Below are 16329 nucleotides of genomic sequence, written 5' to 3' on the forward strand. Positions count from 1 at the left end.
GGGGGGAAGCCTTTTTGGTTACTTTTTCGGCGTTTGGAAAAAGTGACCCGCCGTAAGGGCGGAACCGTAATCAGCAACACCCGAAGCAACGGATATACACCCAAAACCCCAAAACCCAGTCGGCCCACAGGCCGCTGCGACCAGACAAAAAAACGGCCTCTATATAAGAGGCCGTTCCCGATACAACTTCAAGACATTATCGCAAGACAAGCCTTATTTGCGGTCTTCCAGCTTGGTGATATCACGCGACTCATAGCCAGTGTACAACTGGCGCGGACGGCCAATCTTGTACGGGCTGGAGAGCATTTCTTTCCAGTGCGAAATCCAGCCGACAGTACGTGCCAGGGCGAAGATCACGGTGAACATGCTGGTTGGAATGCCGATCGCCTTGAGGATGATCCCCGAGTAGAAGTCGACGTTCGGGTACAGCGAGCGTTCGATGAAGTACGGGTCGGTCAGCGCGATCTCTTCCAGGCGCATGGCCAGTTCGAGTTGCGGATCGTTGTTGATACCCAGCTCCTTCAATACTTCGTCGCAGGTCTGCTTCATGACCGTCGCGCGAGGATCGCGGTTCTTGTAAACGCGGTGACCGAAGCCCATCAGCTTGAACGGGTCGTTCTTGTCCTTGGCCTTGGCGATGAACTTGTCGATGTTGGACACATCGCCAATCTCGTCAAGCATGGTCAGAACGGCTTCGTTCGCACCGCCGTGGGCAGGGCCCCACAGTGCGGCGATGCCGGCGGCGATACAGGCGAACGGGTTGGCACCCGAAGATCCTGCCAGGCGCACGGTGGAGGTCGATGCGTTCTGCTCGTGGTCGGCGTGGAGGATGAAGATCCGGTCCATGGCCTTGGCGAGTACCGGGCTGATCGGTTTGATCTCGCACGGGGTGTTGAACATCATGTGCAGGAAGTTTTCCGCGTACGTCAGGTCGTTGCGCGGGTACATCATGGGTTGGCCCATGGAGTACTTGTAAACCATCGCTGCCAGGGTTGGCATCTTGGCAACCAGACGGATCGCGGAGATTTCGCGATGCTGCGGGTTATTGATGTCCAGGGAGTCGTGGTAGAAGGCCGAGAGGGCGCCGACTACGCCGCACATGACGGCCATCGGGTGGGCGTCGCGACGGAAGCCGTTGAAGAAGGTTTTCAGCTGCTCGTGAACCATGGTGTGGTTTTTCACGGTGCTGACGAACTGGGCCTTCTGTTCTGCAGTCGGCAATTCGCCGTTGAGCAGCAGGTAGCAGGTTTCCAGGTAGTCCGACTTTTCAGCCAGCTGTTCGATCGGGTAGCCGCGGTGCAACAGAATGCCGTTGTCGCCGTCGATATAGGTGATTTTCGATTCGCACGAGGCGGTCGACATGAAACCCGGGTCGAAAGTGAAGCGGCCCGTGGCCGTCAGGCCCCGAACATCGATTACATCGGGACCAACGGTGCCGGTTAAAATGGGCAGCTCGACGGGGGCTGCGCCCTCGATGATCAACTGCGCTTTTTTGTCAGCCATGTGGCCTCCTATTTATGCTTGAACCATCAGACAGACCCCCCACGCAGGGCCCGCACCACTATAGTGAGATAAATTCGAATGTCAATTTGCCTAAAGTCTTGCTCCAGAAGGCTTTAAGCGCACTTTTTCCTCGAAATTGACTGCCATTTACGCCTTTTATACGACTTGTGCAATCAGCTATTTGGGGTAGGTGATTGCGTTGTCATTAGTAGCCTAACTGTCTATACTCGGCCACCGACCGCCAAGGGCTTTTGGGCCTGCTTTATTGGGGGTCGCATCCCTGGGTGGTGGTTACCTGACCAGTGCACTCCCCAACAACTTTGCCCTGATTGTTAGGGGCTCTTCAGTGTGAAAAAAAAGCCGTGAAAAGCCAACGACCTGTAAACCTAGACCTAAGGACCATCAAACTCCCCATCACCGGCGTTACGTCGTTTCTTCACCGTGTTTCCGGCATCATCCTCTTCCTGGGTATCGGCTTCATGCTTTATGCATTGGGCAAGTCTCTGGGTTCCGAGGAAGGTTTTGCCGACGTGAAGGCATGCTTGACCAGCCCGCTGGCCAAGTTCGTAGCATGGGGCCTCCTGTCCGCTCTGCTGTATCACTTGGTAGCCGGTGTGCGCCACTTGATCATGGATATGGGCATCGGTGAGACGCTGGAAGGCGGCCGCCTGGGCTCGAAAATTATCATCGCGGTTTCCGTGGTGCTGATCGTTCTGGCAGGAGTTTGGATATGGTAACCAGCGTTACGAACCTTTCGCGTTCGGGCCTCTATGACTGGATGGCGCAACGTGTGTCTGCGGTTGTTCTCGCGGCTTATTTCATCTTTCTGATCGGATACCTTGCAGTGAATCCGGGCATTGGCTACGACCAGTGGCACGGCCTGTTCGCTCACAACGGGATGCGTATCTTCAGTCTGCTGGCCCTCGTTGCCCTTGGCGCTCACGCCTGGGTCGGCATGTGGACCATCGCGACCGACTACCTGACGCCAATGGCGCTGGGCAAGTCCGCGACCGCAGTACGTTTCCTTTTCCAGGCAGTATGCGGCGTTGCGATGTTCGCTTACTTCGTCTGGGGTGTGCAGATTCTCTGGGGTATCTGAGTCATGGCTAACATTCCAACGATTTCTTTCGACGCCATCATTATTGGTGGTGGCGGTGCCGGCATGCGCGCTGCGCTGCAACTGGCACAAGGCGGTCACAAGACTGCGGTGATCACCAAGGTTTTCCCGACCCGTTCGCACACTGTATCCGCCCAGGGCGGCATCACTTGCGCGATCGCGTCCGCTGACCCGAACGATGACTGGCGCTGGCACATGTACGATACCGTCAAGGGTTCCGACTACATCGGTGACCAGGACGCTATCGAATACATGTGTCAGGAAGGCCCGGCTGCCGTTTTCGAACTGGACCACATGGGTCTGCCGTTCTCGCGTACCGAGCAAGGCCGTATCTACCAGCGTCCATTCGGTGGTCAGTCCAAGGACTACGGTAAAGGCGGCCAGGCTGCTCGCACCTGCGCAGCATCCGACCGTACCGGTCACGCGCTGCTGCACACCCTTTATCAGGGCAACCTGAAAGCCGGTACCACGTTCCTGAACGAGTACTACGCTGTCGACCTGGTGAAAAACCAGGAAGGCGAGTTCGTCGGTGTGATCGCGATCTGCATCGAAACCGGCGAAACTTCGTACATCCGCGCCAAGGCCACCGTATTGGCCACTGGCGGTGCCGGTCGTATCTACGCCTCCACCACCAACGCCCTGATCAACACCGGTGACGGCGTTGGCATGGCGCTGCGTGCTGGCGTACCGGTACAAGACATCGAAATGTGGCAGTTCCACCCGACCGGCATCGCCGGCGCCGGTGTACTGGTTACAGAAGGCTGCCGTGGTGAAGGTGGTTACCTGATCAACAAGCATGGCGAGCGTTTCATGGAGCGTTATGCTCCGAACGCGAAAGACCTGGCTGGTCGTGACGTGGTTGCCCGTTCGATGGTTAAAGAAATCATCGCCGGTAACGGTTGCGGTCCGAATGGCGACCACGTAATGCTCAAACTCGACCACTTGGGCGAGGAAGTGCTGCACAGCCGTCTGCCAGGTATCTGCGAACTGTCGAAGACTTTCGCCCACGTTGACCCCGTGGTTGCTCCGGTTCCGGTGGTTCCGACCTGCCACTATATGATGGGCGGCGTTGCCACCAACATTCATGGTCAGGCAATCACCCAGAACGCCGAAGGCGTGGATCAGATCATTCCTGGTCTGTTCGCGGTAGGTGAAGTGGCTTGCGTATCGGTACACGGTGCCAACCGTCTGGGCGGCAACTCGCTGCTCGACCTGGTGGTATTCGGCCGCGCTGCCGGCCTGCACCTGGAAAAGGCGCTGACCGACGGCATCGAATACGACGACGCTACCGAAGCCGACATCGAAGCAGCCCTGTCGCGTCTGAACGCGCTGAACGGCCGTACCGATGGCGAAGACGTTGCAACCCTGCGTCGCGAGCTGCAAAGCTGCATGCAGAACTACTTCGGTGTATTCCGTACTGGCGAATACATGCAGAAGGGCATCGCTCAGCTGGCCGATCTGCGCAAGCGTATCGCCAACGTGAAGATCAACGATAAGTCGCAAGCGTTCAACACTGCGCGTATCGAAGCTCTGGAACTGCAAAACCTGCTGGAAGTGGCTGAAGCTACCGCCATCGCGGCCGAAGTACGTAAAGAGTCCCGCGGCGCTCACGCCCGTGAAGACTTCGAAGACCGTGACGACGAAAACTGGCTGTGCCACACCCTGTACTTCCCGGGTGAGAAACGCGTCGCCAAGCGTGCCGTAAACTTCTCGCCGAAGACTGTTCCGACTTTCGAACCTAAAGTCCGGACTTATTAAGGGTGATCGCCATGTTGCAAGTCAGTGTTTATCGCTACAACCCTGATCAGGACGCTGCGCCGTTCATGCAGGAATTCCAGGTCGATACCGGTGGTAAAGACCTGATGGTGCTGGACGTGCTGGCCCTGATCAAAGAGCAGGACGAGGGTTTCTCCTATCGTCGCTCTTGCCGTGAAGGCGTCTGCGGCTCCGACGGCATGAACATCAACGGCAAGAACGGTCTGGCGTGCATCACGCCGCTGTCCGCTGTCGTAAAAGGCAACAAGTTGATCGTTCGTCCGCTGCCAGGTTTGCCGGTTATCCGTGACCTGGTTGTCGATATGAGCATCTTCTACAAGCAATACGAGAAGGTTAAGCCTTACCTGCAGAACGACACGCCGGCTCCGGCCATCGAGCGTCTGCAGTCCCCTGAAGAGCGTGAAAAGCTCGACGGTCTGTACGAGTGCATCCTGTGCGCCTGCTGCTCGACCTCGTGCCCGTCCTTCTGGTGGAACCCGGACAAATTCCTGGGTCCAGCTGCCCTGCTGCAAGCGTACCGCTTCCTGGCAGACAGCCGTGACACCAAGACGTCCGAGCGTCTGGCTTCGCTCGATGACCCGTTCAGCGTCTTCCGCTGCCGGGGCATCATGAACTGCGTCAACGTATGTCCGAAAGGCCTGAACCCGACTAAGGCCATCGGTCACATCCGTAACATGCTGCTTTCGAGCGGCGTGTGATTCAGCTGCTGTAACCGTAGAACCGCTGTAACGAAGAGGCTGTGGCGCGGGCTTCAACCCGCGTCATGGCTATAACCAGAGCAGTAGCCACAAGCTGCAGCTCTTATTTTGAAGAAATGAGACAAGCAGGGGCATCCGGGCTGGTACCCGGACTATCAGCGTGATCCTAAGTGGCTTGTTTTGGTCGCTGCATTCGGACTTCTGCAAGTTTGCTCGGTATTGACGCCGATGGTGTTCCCCTAACCGAGGGTGACCAAGCATGCAAGAAAGCGTGATGCAGCGCATGTGGAACAGCGCCTACCTTTCAGGTGGAAACGCTGCCTATGTGGAAGAGCTTTATGAGCTCTACCTGCACGACCCTAACGCTGTGCCAGAAGAGTGGCGCACCTACTTTCAGAAGCTGCCTGCCGACGGCAGCTCTGCCACTGATGTTTCGCACTCCACAATTCGCGATCATTTCGTGCTGCTGGCAAAGAACCAGCGCCGCGCTCAACCGGTTTCCGCCGGGAGCGTGAGCAGTGAGCACGAGAAGAAGCAAGTTGAAGTGCTGCGATTGATCCAGGCCTACCGTATGCGTGGCCACCAGGCAGCCCAGCTTGACCCGCTGGGGCTGTGGCAGCGTCCTGCACCTGCAGACCTGTCGATCAATCATTACGGCTTGACCAATGCCGATCTTGATACGACCTTCCGTGCCGGCGACCTGTTCATCGGCAAAGAGGAAGCGAGCCTACGCGAAATTCACGAAGCGTTGCAGCAGACATATTGCCGCACCATCGGCGCTGAATTTACGCACATCACCGATTCCGAGCAGCGCCAGTGGTTCCAGCAGCGTCTGGAAAGCGTGCGCGGTCGTCCGACGTACTCCGCCGATATCAAGAGCCACCTGCTTGAGCGCGTGACTGCCGGTGAAGGCCTGGAAAAATACCTGGGCACCAAATACCCGGGCACCAAGCGTTTCGGTCTGGAAGGCGGCGAAAGCCTGATTCCGATGCTCGACGAACTGATCCAGCGTTCCGGTTCCTACGGCACCAAGGAAGTCGTCATCGGCATGGCCCACCGTGGCCGTCTGAACGTGCTGGTCAATACCTTCGGCAAGAACCCGCGCGAGCTGTTCGACGAGTTCGAAGGCAAGAAGAAGGTCGAACTGGGTTCCGGTGACGTTAAATACCACCAGGGCTTCTCGTCCAACGTGATGACCGCCGGCGGTGAAGTTCACCTGGCCATGGCGTTCAACCCGTCCCACCTGGAAATCGTTTCCCCGGTGGTAGAAGGTTCGGTTCGCGCCCGTCAGGATCGTCGTAACGACCCGACCGGTGAGAAGGTTTTGCCGATCTCCATCCACGGTGACGCTGCATTCGCAGGTCAGGGCGTGGTCATGGAAACCTTCCAGATGTCGCAGACCCGCGGTTTCAAGACCGGCGGTACCGTGCACATCGTGATCAACAACCAGGTCGGTTTCACCATCAGCAACCCGCTGGACTCGCGTTCCACCGAGTACGCCACCGACGTTGCGAAGATGATCCAGGCACCGATCCTCCATGTGAATGGTGATGATCCGGAAGCTGTGCTGTTCGTGACCCAGCTGGCCATCGACTATCGCATGCAGTTCAAGCGTGACGTGGTGATCGACCTGGTCTGCTACCGTCGTCGCGGCCACAACGAGGCCGACGAGCCAAGCGGCACCCAGCCGCTGATGTATCAGCAGATCACCAAGCAGCGCACCACCCGTGAGCTGTACGCTGATCGTCTGACTCAGGCCGGTGTGCTCGACGCAGAGCGTGTACAGGCGAAAGTCGACGAGTACCGCAACGCGCTGGACAACGGTCTGCACGTGGTGAAATCGCTGGTCAAAGAGCCGAACAAAGAGCTGTTCGTGGATTGGCGTCCGTATCTGGGCCACGCCTGGACTGCGCGTCACGACACGCGTTTCGACCTGAAGACCCTGCAGGAACTGTCCGCCAAGCTGCTGGAAATTCCGGAAGGCTTCGTGGTTCAGCGTCAGGTTGCGAAGATCTACGAAGACCGTCAGAAGATGCAAGCCGGCGGCCTGCCGATCAACTGGGGTTACGCCGAAACCATGGCGTACGCGACCCTGGCGTTCGAAGGTCACCCGATCCGCATGACCGGTCAGGACATCGGCCGCGGTACGTTCTCGCACCGTCACGCTGTGCTGCACAACCAGAAAGATGCCGGCACCTACATTCCGCTGAAGCACCTGTACGAAGGTCAGCCACGCTTTGACCTGTACGACTCGTTCCTGTCGGAAGAAGCGGTACTGGCCTTCGAATACGGCTACTCGACCACCACGCCAAACGCGCTGGTGATCTGGGAAGCCCAGTTCGGCGACTTCGCCAACGGTGCACAGGTTGTTATCGACCAGTTCATCACCAGCGGCGAGCACAAGTGGGGCCGTCTCTGCGGTCTGACCATGCTGTTGCCGCACGGCTACGAAGGTCAGGGCCCTGAGCACAGCTCGGCGCGTCTTGAGCGTTACCTGCAACTGTGCGCCGAGCACAACATTCAGGTGTGCATGCCGACCACTCCGGCGCAGATCTACCACTTGCTGCGCCGTCAGGTGATTCGCCCGCTGCGCAAACCTCTGGTAGTGCTGACGCCGAAGTCGCTGCTGCGCCACAAGCTGGCCGTCTCGACTCTGGAAGATCTGGCCGAAGGTTCGTTCCAGACCGTGATCCCGGAAATCGATGCACTGGACCCGAAAAAGGTCGAGCGCGTTGTTCTGTGTAGCGGCAAGGTCTACTACGACCTGCTGGAAAAACGCCGTGCCGAAGGCCGTGACGATATCGCCATCGTGCGTATCGAGCAGCTGTATCCATTCCCTGAGGACGACTTGAAAGAAGTCCTGGCGCCTTACACCAACGCCAAAGCGGCCGTCTGGTGTCAGGAAGAGCCAATGAACCAGGGCGCCTGGTACTGCAGCCAGCACCACCTGCGTCGCAGCATCGGTAACCTCAACAAATCTCTCGTACTCGAGTACGCGGGCCGTGAGGCTTCTGCTGCACCTGCATGTGGTTACGCATCGATGCACGCCGAGCAGCAGGAAAAACTGCTGCAAGACGCGTTTACCGTTTAACGCCTTCGCGCACCTGAAACCGAATTTAAGGAACCACAGATAATGGCTATCGAGATCAAAGCCCCCACTTTCCCGGAATCGGTTGCCGATGGCACCGTTGCCACCTGGCACAAACAACCGGGCGACGCCGTCAAGCGTGACGAACTGATCGTCGACATCGAAACCGACAAAGTCGTACTGGAAGTGCTGGCTACCGCCGACGGCGTGCTGGGCGCAATCGTCAAGAACGAAGGCGACACCGTTCTGTCCGACGAAGTCCTGGGCTCCATCGTTGAAGGCGGCGCTGCTGCCGCTGCTCCAGCCGCCGCTGCTGCTCCGGCCGCTGCTGCCGCTGCCGCTGCCCCGGCTGCTGCCGAAGGCGAAGACGATCCTGTTGCTGCTCCGGCTGCGCGCAAGCTGGCTGAAGAAAACGGCATCAACATCGCCTCCGTTGCCGGCACCGGCAAAGGCGGTCGTGTGACCAAGGAAGACGTGGTGGCTGCTGTTGCCGCGAAGAAAGCCGCTCCGGCTGCCGCGCCTGCGAAAGCTGCTGCTCCGGCCGCTGCTGCCCCGGTATTCGCTGCCGGTGACCGCGTTGAAAAACGCGTGCCGATGACCCGTCTGCGTGCCAAGGTTGCCGAGCGTCTGGTTGAAGCCCAGTCGAACATGGCCATGCTGACTACTTTCAACGAAGTCGACATGACCGAAGTCATGGCCCTGCGTTCGAAGTACAAGGACCTGTTCGAGAAGTCCCACAACGGCGTACGCCTGGGCTTCATGTCGTTCTTCGTCAAGGCGGCCACCGAAGCGCTGAAACGCTTCCCGGCGGTCAACGCTTCGATCGACGGCGCAGACATCGTTTACCACGGCTACGCCGACATTGGTGTTGCCGTTTCCAGCGACCGTGGTCTGGTTGTTCCGGTTCTGCGTAACGCCGAGCTGATGAGCCTGGCTGAAATCGAAGGCGGCATCGCCACGTTCGGCAAAAAAGCCCGTGACGGCAAACTGTCGATGGAAGAGATGACCGGTGGTACCTTCACCATCACCAACGGTGGTACCTTCGGTTCGATGATGTCGACCCCGATTGTCAACCCGCCGCAGGCAGCGATTCTGGGCATGCACAACATCATCCAGCGTCCTATGGCCATCAACGGTCAGGTCGTGATCCGTCCGATGATGTACCTGGCGCTGTCCTACGATCACCGTCTGATCGATGGCAAAGAAGCTGTAACCTTCCTGGTGACCATCAAGAACCTGCTGGAAGATCCGGCTCGTCTGTTGCTGGATATCTGATAGAAGCAGCCATGCGCTGCGGGTGGCGTACCGTCGGCAACGGCGGTACGGCCCGCAGCGCGCGGCTTGAAGCTTTTCGCTAAAGAGGATTTTTTGAATGTCGCAGAAATTTGACGTAGTAGTGATCGGTGCCGGCCCTGGCGGCTATGTAGCTGCCATCAAGGCCGCGCAGCTGGGTCTCACCACTGCCTGCATCGAGAAGTACACCGACGCTGAAGGCAAACAGGCCCTCGGCGGTACTTGCCTGAACGTCGGCTGCATTCCGTCCAAGGCGCTGCTGGACAGCTCCTGGAAGTACAAGGAAGCCAAAGAGAGCTTCAACGTTCACGGTATCTCGACCGGCGAAGTCAAAATGGACGTCGCTGCGATGGTTGGCCGCAAGGCTGGCATCGTCAAGAACCTGACTGGCGGCGTTGCCACCCTGTTCAAGGCCAACGGCGTTACTTCGATCCAGGGCCACGGCAAGCTGCTGGCTGGCAAGAAAGTCGAAGTCACCAAGCCGGACGGTTCGGTTGAAGTCATCGAAGCCGAAAACGTCATCCTGGCCCCAGGTTCGCGTCCGATCGACATTCCACCGGCTCCGGTCGATCAGAAAGTCATCGTCGATTCGACGGGTGCTCTGGAATTCCAGGCCGTCCCTAAACGTCTGGGCGTGATCGGCGCTGGCGTGATCGGTCTGGAACTGGGTTCGGTGTGGTCGCGTCTGGGTGCAGAAGTGACTGTCCTGGAAGCCCTGGACACTTTCCTGATGGCAGCCGACACCGCTGTTTCCAAGGAAGCGCTGAAAACCCTGACCAAACAGGGCCTGGATATCAAGCTGGGCGCTCGCGTGACCGGTTCGAAAGTGAACGGCGACGAAGTCGTTGTTAACTACACCGATGCCAACGGCGAACAGACCATCACTTTCGACAAGCTGATCGTAGCCGTTGGTCGCCGTCCGGTGACCACTGATCTGCTGGCTGCCGATAGCGGCGTGACCCTGGACGAGCGCGGTTTCGTGCACGTTGACGATCACTGCGCCACCACCGTACCGGGCGTTTACGCTATCGGTGACGTGGTGCGCGGCATGATGCTGGCGCACAAGGCCTCGGAAGAGGGCATCATGGTTGTCGAGCGCATCAAGGGCCACAAGGCCCAGATGAACTATGACCTGATCCCTTCGGTTATTTATACTCACCCGGAAATCGCGTGGGTTGGCAAAACCGAGCAGGCCTTGAAAGCCGAAGGCGTTGAAGTTAACGTCGGCACCTTCCCGTTCGCCGCTTCCGGCCGTGCCATGGCCGCCAACGATACCGGTGGTTTCGTCAAGGTCATCGCTGATGCCAAGACCGACCGCGTATTGGGCGTGCACGTGATTGGCCCGAGCGCTGCAGAACTGGTTCAGCAGGGCGCGATCGGTATGGAATTCGGCACCAGCGCTGAAGACCTGGGCATGATGGTTTTCTCCCATCCGACCCTGTCTGAAGCCTTGCACGAAGCTGCTCTGGCGGTGAATGGCGGCGCCATCCACATTGCCAACCGCAAGAAGCGTTAAGACACACAATAAGAAACCACGGCGGTAACGGCCCGTCGTGAGCCTTGCGAGCAAGTCTCACCGCGGAATGTCCGCTGGACGCAGTCTTGCGTAGCTGAACCGGGTAACCGGAAGGCTACGCAAGCAGCAGTCACAGGTGGCGCGGCACTCATCAAGAGCGCAGCGCCGAATGCGCAGTACCTAACGAAGACGGTAAAAAGCATGAATCTTCACGAGTATCAGGGTAAGCAGCTGTTCGCTGAATACGGCCTGCCAGTTTCCACTGGTTACGCAGTAGACACCCCGGAAGCAGCAGCAGAAGCTTGCGACAAAATCGGCGGCAGCGAGTGGGTTGTCAAAGCCCAGGTCCACGCCGGTGGTCGCGGTAAAGCGGGCGGCGTCAAGCTGGTTCGCAACAAAGAAGACGCCAAGGCCTTCGCACAGCAGTGGCTGGGCAAGCGTCTGGTGACTTACCAGACTGACGCCAATGGTCAGCCAGTCACCAAGATCCTGGTTGAATCGTGCACTGATATCGCTAAAGAGCTGTACCTGGGCGCTGTCGTCGACCGTTCGAGCCGTCGCATCGTGTTCATGGCCTCCACCGAAGGTGGCGTGGACATCGAGAAAATCGCTCACGACACGCCAGAAAAAATTCTGAAAGCCACTATCGATCCACTGGTTGGCGCTCAGCCATTCCAGGGTCGCGAGCTGGCGTTCCAACTGGGTCTGGAAGGCAAGCAAGTTGCCCAGTTCGCCAAGATCTTCGTCGGTCTGGCCAAACTGTTCCAGGATCACGATCTGGCCCTGCTGGAAGTGAACCCGCTGGTGATCAAGGCTGACGGCGATCTGCACTGCCTGGACGCCAAGATCAACATCGACGCCAACGCCATGTACCGTCAGCCTAAGCTGAAGACTTTCCACGATCCGTCGCAAGACGATCCGCGCGAAGCGCACGCTGCCAAGTTCGAACTGAACTACGTAGCCCTGGAAGGCAACATCGGCTGCATGGTCAACGGTGCCGGCCTGGCCATGGGTACCATGGACATCGTCAACCTGCACGGCGGCAAGCCAGCCAACTTCCTCGACGTAGGTGGTGGTGCTACCAAAGAGCGCGTGACCGAAGCCTTCAAGATCATCCTGTCCGACACCAACGTCGCTGCAGTACTGGTCAACATCTTCGGCGGCATCGTTCGCTGCGACATGATTGCCGAAGGCATCATCGGCGCCGTGAAAGAAGTCGGCGTGAAAATCCCGGTTGTTGTTCGCCTTGAAGGCAACAACGCTGAGCTGGGCGCTAAAGTACTGGCAGAAAGCGGTTTGAACATCATCGCTGCTACCAGCCTGACCGACGCTGCTCAACAAGTTGTCAAAGCTGCGGAGGGCAAATAATGAGCGTCCTGATCAATAAAGACACCAAAGTTATCTGCCAGGGTATTACCGGTTCGCAAGGTAGTTTCCACACCCAGCAAGCCATCGAATACGGCACCAAGATGGTTGGCGGCGTAACTCCGGGCAAAGGCGGCACCGAGCACCTGGGTCTGCCAGTGTTCAACACCGTTAAAGACGCAGTCGCAGCCACTGGCGCTACCGCCAGCGTGATCTACGTTCCGGCTCCTTTCTGCAAGGACTCGATCCTGGAAGCAGCGTTCGGCGGCATCAAGCTGATCGTCTGCATCACCGAAGGCATTCCTACCCTGGACATGCTGGACGCTAAAGTTAAGTGCGACGAGCTGGGTGTTACCCTGATCGGCCCTAACTGCCCAGGCGTGATCACTCCAGGCGAATGCAAGATCGGCATCATGCCAGGTCACATTCACTTGCCAGGCAAGGTCGGTATCGTTTCGCGTTCCGGCACCCTGACCTACGAAGCTGTGAAGCAGACCACTGACGCCGGTTTCGGTCAGTCGACTTGCGTCGGCATCGGTGGTGACCCGATCCCGGGTTCGAACTTCATCGACATCCTGAAGCTGTTCCAGGAAGACCCGAAGACCGAAGCGATCGTGATGATCGGCGAGATCGGCGGTTCGGCTGAAGAAGAAGCGGCTGCCTACATCAAGGCACACGTGACCAAGCCGGTTGTTTCCTACATCGCGGGTGTGACTGCTCCTCCGGGCAAGCGCATGGGCCATGCGGGCGCAATCATCTCTGGCGGCAAAGGCACTGCAGACGAGAAATTCGCTGCGCTGCAAGACGCAGGCGTAAAAACCGTGCGTTCGCTGGCAGACATCGGCAAGGCACTGGCCGAGCTGACCGGTTGGGCCGTCAAGTAAGCCTCGTGCTTGACTGACGCTTCACCAGACAAAGGCCACCTTCGGGTGGCCTTTGTTGTTTCTGAAAATCAAAAGATCGCAGCCTGCGGCAGCTCCTACACAGGATTATCTGTAGGAGCTGCCGCAGGCTGCGATCTTTTGATCTTTGCGTTCTTTATGAAATTTAGATGCGTAAACGCGACACCGACACGTCGTGTATCGGATAGTTCGCCCTCAAACAGTGCGTTTGTCAGACAAATTCGTTAGGCTAGCAGCCATTTTTGCGTCTGCCGCCCACAAGGCATGCAACGCGCTAAACGGGTCAGCCCCATACGGACTGACAGCATTTCCCTAACCCCACAGGGAAATCCCCCTCTAAATTCCGATTCAGTAGTGTGGTATTTCCTTAATGAAAGTTTTGAAAGGTCAGGACATCCTGGCACTGGGCTTTATGACATTTGCCCTGTTCGTCGGGGCCGGCAACATCATTTTCCCGCCTATCGTCGGCCTGCAGTCCGGACCTAACGTCTGGATGGCGGCGCTGGGCTTTTTGATCACGGCAGTCGGTCTGCCGGTGGTCACCGTTGTCGCTCTGGCCAAGGTCGGTGGTGCGATGGATGCGCTGAGCAGCCCGATCGGCAAGATCGCCGGTGGTGTGCTCGCCGCGGCGTGCTACCTGGCGGTCGGCCCGTTGTTCGCCACCCCGCGGACTGCGACCGTGTCGTTCGAAGTGGGTCTGGCGCCACTGACCGGCGAAAGCCCGCTGGCGCTGTTCCTCTACAGCTCGGTGTACTTCTTGCTGGTGTTCTTCATCTCGCTGTATCCGGGCCGTCTGCTCGATACCGTGGGGCGATTCCTCGCGCCGCTGAAAATCATCGCCCTGGCGGTACTCGGCATCGCCGCGTTCGCTTTGCCGGCCGGTGATATTGGCCAGGCCACGCCTGAATACGTCGCGGCACCGTTCTCCCAGGGCTTCATCAATGGTTACCTGACCATGGATACCCTCGGCGCGCTGGTGTTCGGCATCGTCATCGTCAACGCAATCCGCTCCCGTGGCGTCGAGTCGCCTGCGCTGATCACCCGTTACGCGATCATTGCCGGCCTCATCGCCGGTGTCGGTCTGGCGCTCGTGTACATCAGCCTGTTCCGTCTCGGTTCCGGCAGCCATGAAGTCGCGGTCGGTGCCACCAACGGCGCGGCGGTGCTGCATGCTTACGTGCAGCACACCTTCGGTTCGCCGGGCAGCGGTTTCCTTGCGGTGCTGATCTCGCTGGCGTGCCTGGTGACCGCGGTCGGTCTGACCTGCGCCTGCGCTGAATACTTCAGCCGCGTGCTGCCGCTGTCCTACAAGACCCTGGTGATCATCCTCGCCGCGTTCTCGCTGCTGGTGTCCAACCTGGGCCTGACCAAGCTGATCGCGTTCTCGATCCCGGTACTGACCGCAATCTACCCGCCGTGCATCGTTCTGGTGGCTCTGAGTTTCTGCAAGGGCTTCTGGCATGAACACGGGCGGATCCTCGGCCCGGTCATGCTGGTGTCGTTCCTGTTCGGCACCATCGACGCGCTCAAGGGCGCTGGTCTGGCTGACTGGATGCCGTCGCAGCTGGCGCACCTGCCGCTGAGCGAGCAGGGTTTGGCCTGGCTGGTGCCATGCGTGATGACCCTGGTGGTCGCCGTGGTCTGCGATCGCCTGCTGGGCAAGCGCAGCGAAGCCGTTGCCTGACGTTGTCTGACCCGCCACAAGCGGGTCTTCAGCGCTTAAACGGAAATGCCCCGTATCAATCGATACGGGGCATTTTTTATGGGCGTCTGGCAGTGTCTTTTTTCGCGAGCTAACGTCGAAAGGTTGCCGAAGTCTTAATGTGGGAGCGAGAGGCTCGCTCCCACAGGTAGCATCCATACTCCACAGGGAATTGCATGTCGTTCATCCAAGCCAACCTGATCCACCTGCTGGCCGCGCTCTGGTTTGTCATCTGCTGGGGCGGCTACACCCGTTATGCGTCGTGGAAGGCCCGCGACACTGCGTGTCTGGCCAGTGTGTTGCACCTGTATCGCGAAGACTGGATGCGCCGCATGCTCCTGCGTGACAACCGCATCGCCGACGCCAGCGTGATTGGCAATCTGGAACGCAACGCCTCGTTCTTCGCCTCCAGCACCCTGATTATTCTTGCCGGTATTCTGACCGTGCTCGGTGCATCCGAACGCGCCGTGTCGTTGCTGGCGGATATCCCGATGGTGCAACAGGCATCGCAGGGCATGTCGGAGATCAAGTTGCTGTGCCTGGCGCTGGTGTTCGTCTATGCGTTCTTCACGTTCAGCTGGTGCATGCGTCAGTACAACTTTGCCGCGGTACTGGTCGGCTCAGCGCCAATGATCGGCGAGCGCCAGGTGTCCGAGCAGGAGCGCAAGGCGTTCGCACTGCGGGCGGCACGGGTGATTTCGATGGCGGCCAACCAGTTCAACTTCGGTCTGCGTTCCTACTACTTCGGCATGAGCATGCTGGCGTGGTTTGTCAGCCCATGGTTGTTCATGTTGATGAGTGCCGGTGTGGTTCTAGTGTTGTACCGTCGCGAGTTTCATTCCGACGTGCTCGATGTGATGGTCTATACCCCTACAGAGGCGCCATTGCCCGAAACCAATAAAGAGGCCGCTTGATGAGTATTCCGTTCTGGTGTGTGTTTATCAGTGCATTGTTGATCTACATCGCGCGTATGCCGGTGGCTAAAGCCATGAAAGAGCAGGGCGGTTACAACAACCACCTGCCGCGCCAACAACAGGCGCAACTCACTGGTTACGGCGCGCGGGCGCTGGCGGCGCATCAGAACTGCATCGAAGCGTTCATCCTGTTCGCCGTGGGTGTGCTGATGGCGCACACCACGCAAACCCAAGGCTGGTTGATTGATGCTCTGGCAATCATTTTTGTGATCGCGCGGGTTCTTTACGTGTGGTTGTATCTGGCGGATAAACCATCCCTGCGCAGCCTGGTGTGGCTGGTCGGCCTGCTCTGCAGTTTGTTGCTGATGATTAGTCCGACTTTTAGAACCGTATTGCTCTAAAACAGCCTCTAAGCCAAAACTGACCAAAAATCACAGGCAAAAGAAAACCCGCAC

General features: G+C 58.4%; 13 protein-coding genes. 12 read left to right on the top strand and 1 reads right to left on the bottom strand.

The genetic code is table 11. The annotated features are described in order from the left end of the window. Window positions 1-213: 213 nt before the first annotated feature. Window positions 214-1503, bottom strand: a complete 1290-nt coding sequence (gene gltA, locus AC193Q_RS00970) for a citrate synthase (RefSeq protein WP_003222994.1) — start codon at window positions 1501-1503, stop codon at window positions 214-216. A 362-nt stretch (window positions 1504-1865) separates the two neighbouring features. Here gltA and sdhC point away from each other — a divergent pair, with 362 nt between their 5' ends. The 12 genes from sdhC (at window position 1866) to AC193Q_RS01030 (ending at window position 16275) form a co-directional block, all read left to right on the top strand. Beyond that, window positions 1866-2240 carry a succinate dehydrogenase, cytochrome b556 subunit gene (sdhC, locus tag AC193Q_RS00975; RefSeq protein WP_047292829.1) on the top strand — a complete coding sequence of 125 codons (375 nt, stop codon included), beginning with the start codon at window positions 1866-1868 and terminating at the stop codon, window positions 2238-2240. After that, complete coding sequence (gene sdhD, locus AC193Q_RS00980; protein ID WP_047292833.1) at window positions 2234-2602, top strand: succinate dehydrogenase, hydrophobic membrane anchor protein; 369 nt, start codon at window positions 2234-2236, stop codon at window positions 2600-2602. The genes sdhC and sdhD overlap by 7 nt, the downstream gene beginning before the upstream one ends. A gap of 3 nt (window positions 2603-2605) precedes the next feature. Then, window positions 2606-4378 (top strand): succinate dehydrogenase flavoprotein subunit, encoded by a 1773-nt coding sequence (gene sdhA / locus AC193Q_RS00985; protein ID WP_007962857.1) that lies wholly within the window; start codon window positions 2606-2608, stop codon window positions 4376-4378. A gap of 11 nt (window positions 4379-4389) precedes the next feature. Beyond that, entirely contained in the window at window positions 4390-5094 is a 705-nt protein-coding gene (locus AC193Q_RS00990; RefSeq protein ID WP_003223007.1) for a succinate dehydrogenase iron-sulfur subunit, read from the top strand. Window positions 5095-5353: 259 nt separating this feature from the next. Then, a complete protein-coding gene (locus AC193Q_RS00995; protein WP_047292838.1) occupies window positions 5354-8185 on the top strand; it encodes a 2-oxoglutarate dehydrogenase E1 component in 2832 nt (943 codons plus the stop codon). A 42-nt stretch (window positions 8186-8227) separates the two neighbouring features. Then, window positions 8228-9457, top strand: coding sequence for a 2-oxoglutarate dehydrogenase complex dihydrolipoyllysine-residue succinyltransferase (gene odhB, locus AC193Q_RS01000; protein ID WP_095667149.1), 1230 nt, complete (start codon window positions 8228-8230; stop codon window positions 9455-9457). Between the two features lie 97 nt (window positions 9458-9554). Beyond that, window positions 9555-10991 carry a dihydrolipoyl dehydrogenase gene (lpdA, locus tag AC193Q_RS01005; protein WP_041074385.1) on the top strand — a complete coding sequence of 479 codons (1437 nt, stop codon included), beginning with the start codon at window positions 9555-9557 and terminating at the stop codon, window positions 10989-10991. Between the two features lie 201 nt (window positions 10992-11192). Next, a complete protein-coding gene (gene sucC / locus AC193Q_RS01010) occupies window positions 11193-12359 on the top strand; it encodes an ADP-forming succinate--CoA ligase subunit beta (RefSeq protein WP_003223015.1) in 1167 nt (388 codons plus the stop codon). Continuing rightward, window positions 12359-13240, top strand: a complete 882-nt coding sequence (gene sucD, locus AC193Q_RS01015; RefSeq protein ID WP_003223019.1) for a succinate--CoA ligase subunit alpha — start codon at window positions 12359-12361, stop codon at window positions 13238-13240. The genes sucC and sucD overlap by 1 nt, the downstream gene beginning before the upstream one ends. 388 nt (window positions 13241-13628) lie before the next feature. Further along, on the top strand, window positions 13629-14942 hold the full coding sequence (brnQ, locus tag AC193Q_RS01020; protein WP_121184397.1) for a branched-chain amino acid transport system II carrier protein: 1314 nt from the start codon (window positions 13629-13631) through the stop codon (window positions 14940-14942). A gap of 194 nt (window positions 14943-15136) precedes the next feature. Beyond that, the gene (locus AC193Q_RS01025) at window positions 15137-15874 is read left to right on the top strand and encodes a DUF599 domain-containing protein (protein WP_003223022.1); all 738 of its coding nucleotides are present in this window, start codon (window positions 15137-15139) and stop codon (window positions 15872-15874) included. Continuing rightward, a complete protein-coding gene (locus AC193Q_RS01030; protein ID WP_047292849.1) occupies window positions 15874-16275 on the top strand; it encodes an MAPEG family protein in 402 nt (133 codons plus the stop codon). Before AC193Q_RS01025 ends, AC193Q_RS01030 begins: the two co-directional genes overlap by 1 nt. Window positions 16276-16329: the final 54 nt, after the last annotated feature.

The sequence above is a fragment of the Pseudomonas sp. F2 genome (assembly GCF_057174385.1).

Excerpts from the sequence above, each read along its gene's own strand:
- AC193Q_RS00995 (WP_047292838.1), top strand. The coding sequence starts at position 5,354 with ATGCAAGAAAGCGTGATGCAGCGCATGTGGAACAGCGCCTACCTTTCA.
- AC193Q_RS01030 (WP_047292849.1), top strand. The coding sequence starts at position 15,874 with ATGAGTATTCCGTTCTGGTGTGTGTTTATCAGTGCATTGTTGATCTAC.
- brnQ (WP_121184397.1), top strand. The coding sequence starts at position 13,629 with ATGAAAGTTTTGAAAGGTCAGGACATCCTGGCACTGGGCTTTATGACA.
- gltA (WP_003222994.1), bottom strand. The coding sequence starts at position 1,503 with ATGGCTGACAAAAAAGCGCAGTTGATCATCGAGGGCGCAGCCCCCGTC.
- AC193Q_RS00990 (WP_003223007.1), top strand. The coding sequence starts at position 4,390 with ATGTTGCAAGTCAGTGTTTATCGCTACAACCCTGATCAGGACGCTGCG.
- odhB (WP_095667149.1), top strand. The coding sequence starts at position 8,228 with ATGGCTATCGAGATCAAAGCCCCCACTTTCCCGGAATCGGTTGCCGAT.
- sucC (WP_003223015.1), top strand. The coding sequence starts at position 11,193 with ATGAATCTTCACGAGTATCAGGGTAAGCAGCTGTTCGCTGAATACGGC.
- lpdA (WP_041074385.1), top strand. The coding sequence starts at position 9,555 with ATGTCGCAGAAATTTGACGTAGTAGTGATCGGTGCCGGCCCTGGCGGC.
- sdhD (WP_047292833.1), top strand. The coding sequence starts at position 2,234 with ATGGTAACCAGCGTTACGAACCTTTCGCGTTCGGGCCTCTATGACTGG.
- sucD (WP_003223019.1), top strand. The coding sequence starts at position 12,359 with ATGAGCGTCCTGATCAATAAAGACACCAAAGTTATCTGCCAGGGTATT.
- sdhA (WP_007962857.1), top strand. The coding sequence starts at position 2,606 with ATGGCTAACATTCCAACGATTTCTTTCGACGCCATCATTATTGGTGGT.
- AC193Q_RS01025 (WP_003223022.1), top strand. The coding sequence starts at position 15,137 with ATGTCGTTCATCCAAGCCAACCTGATCCACCTGCTGGCCGCGCTCTGG.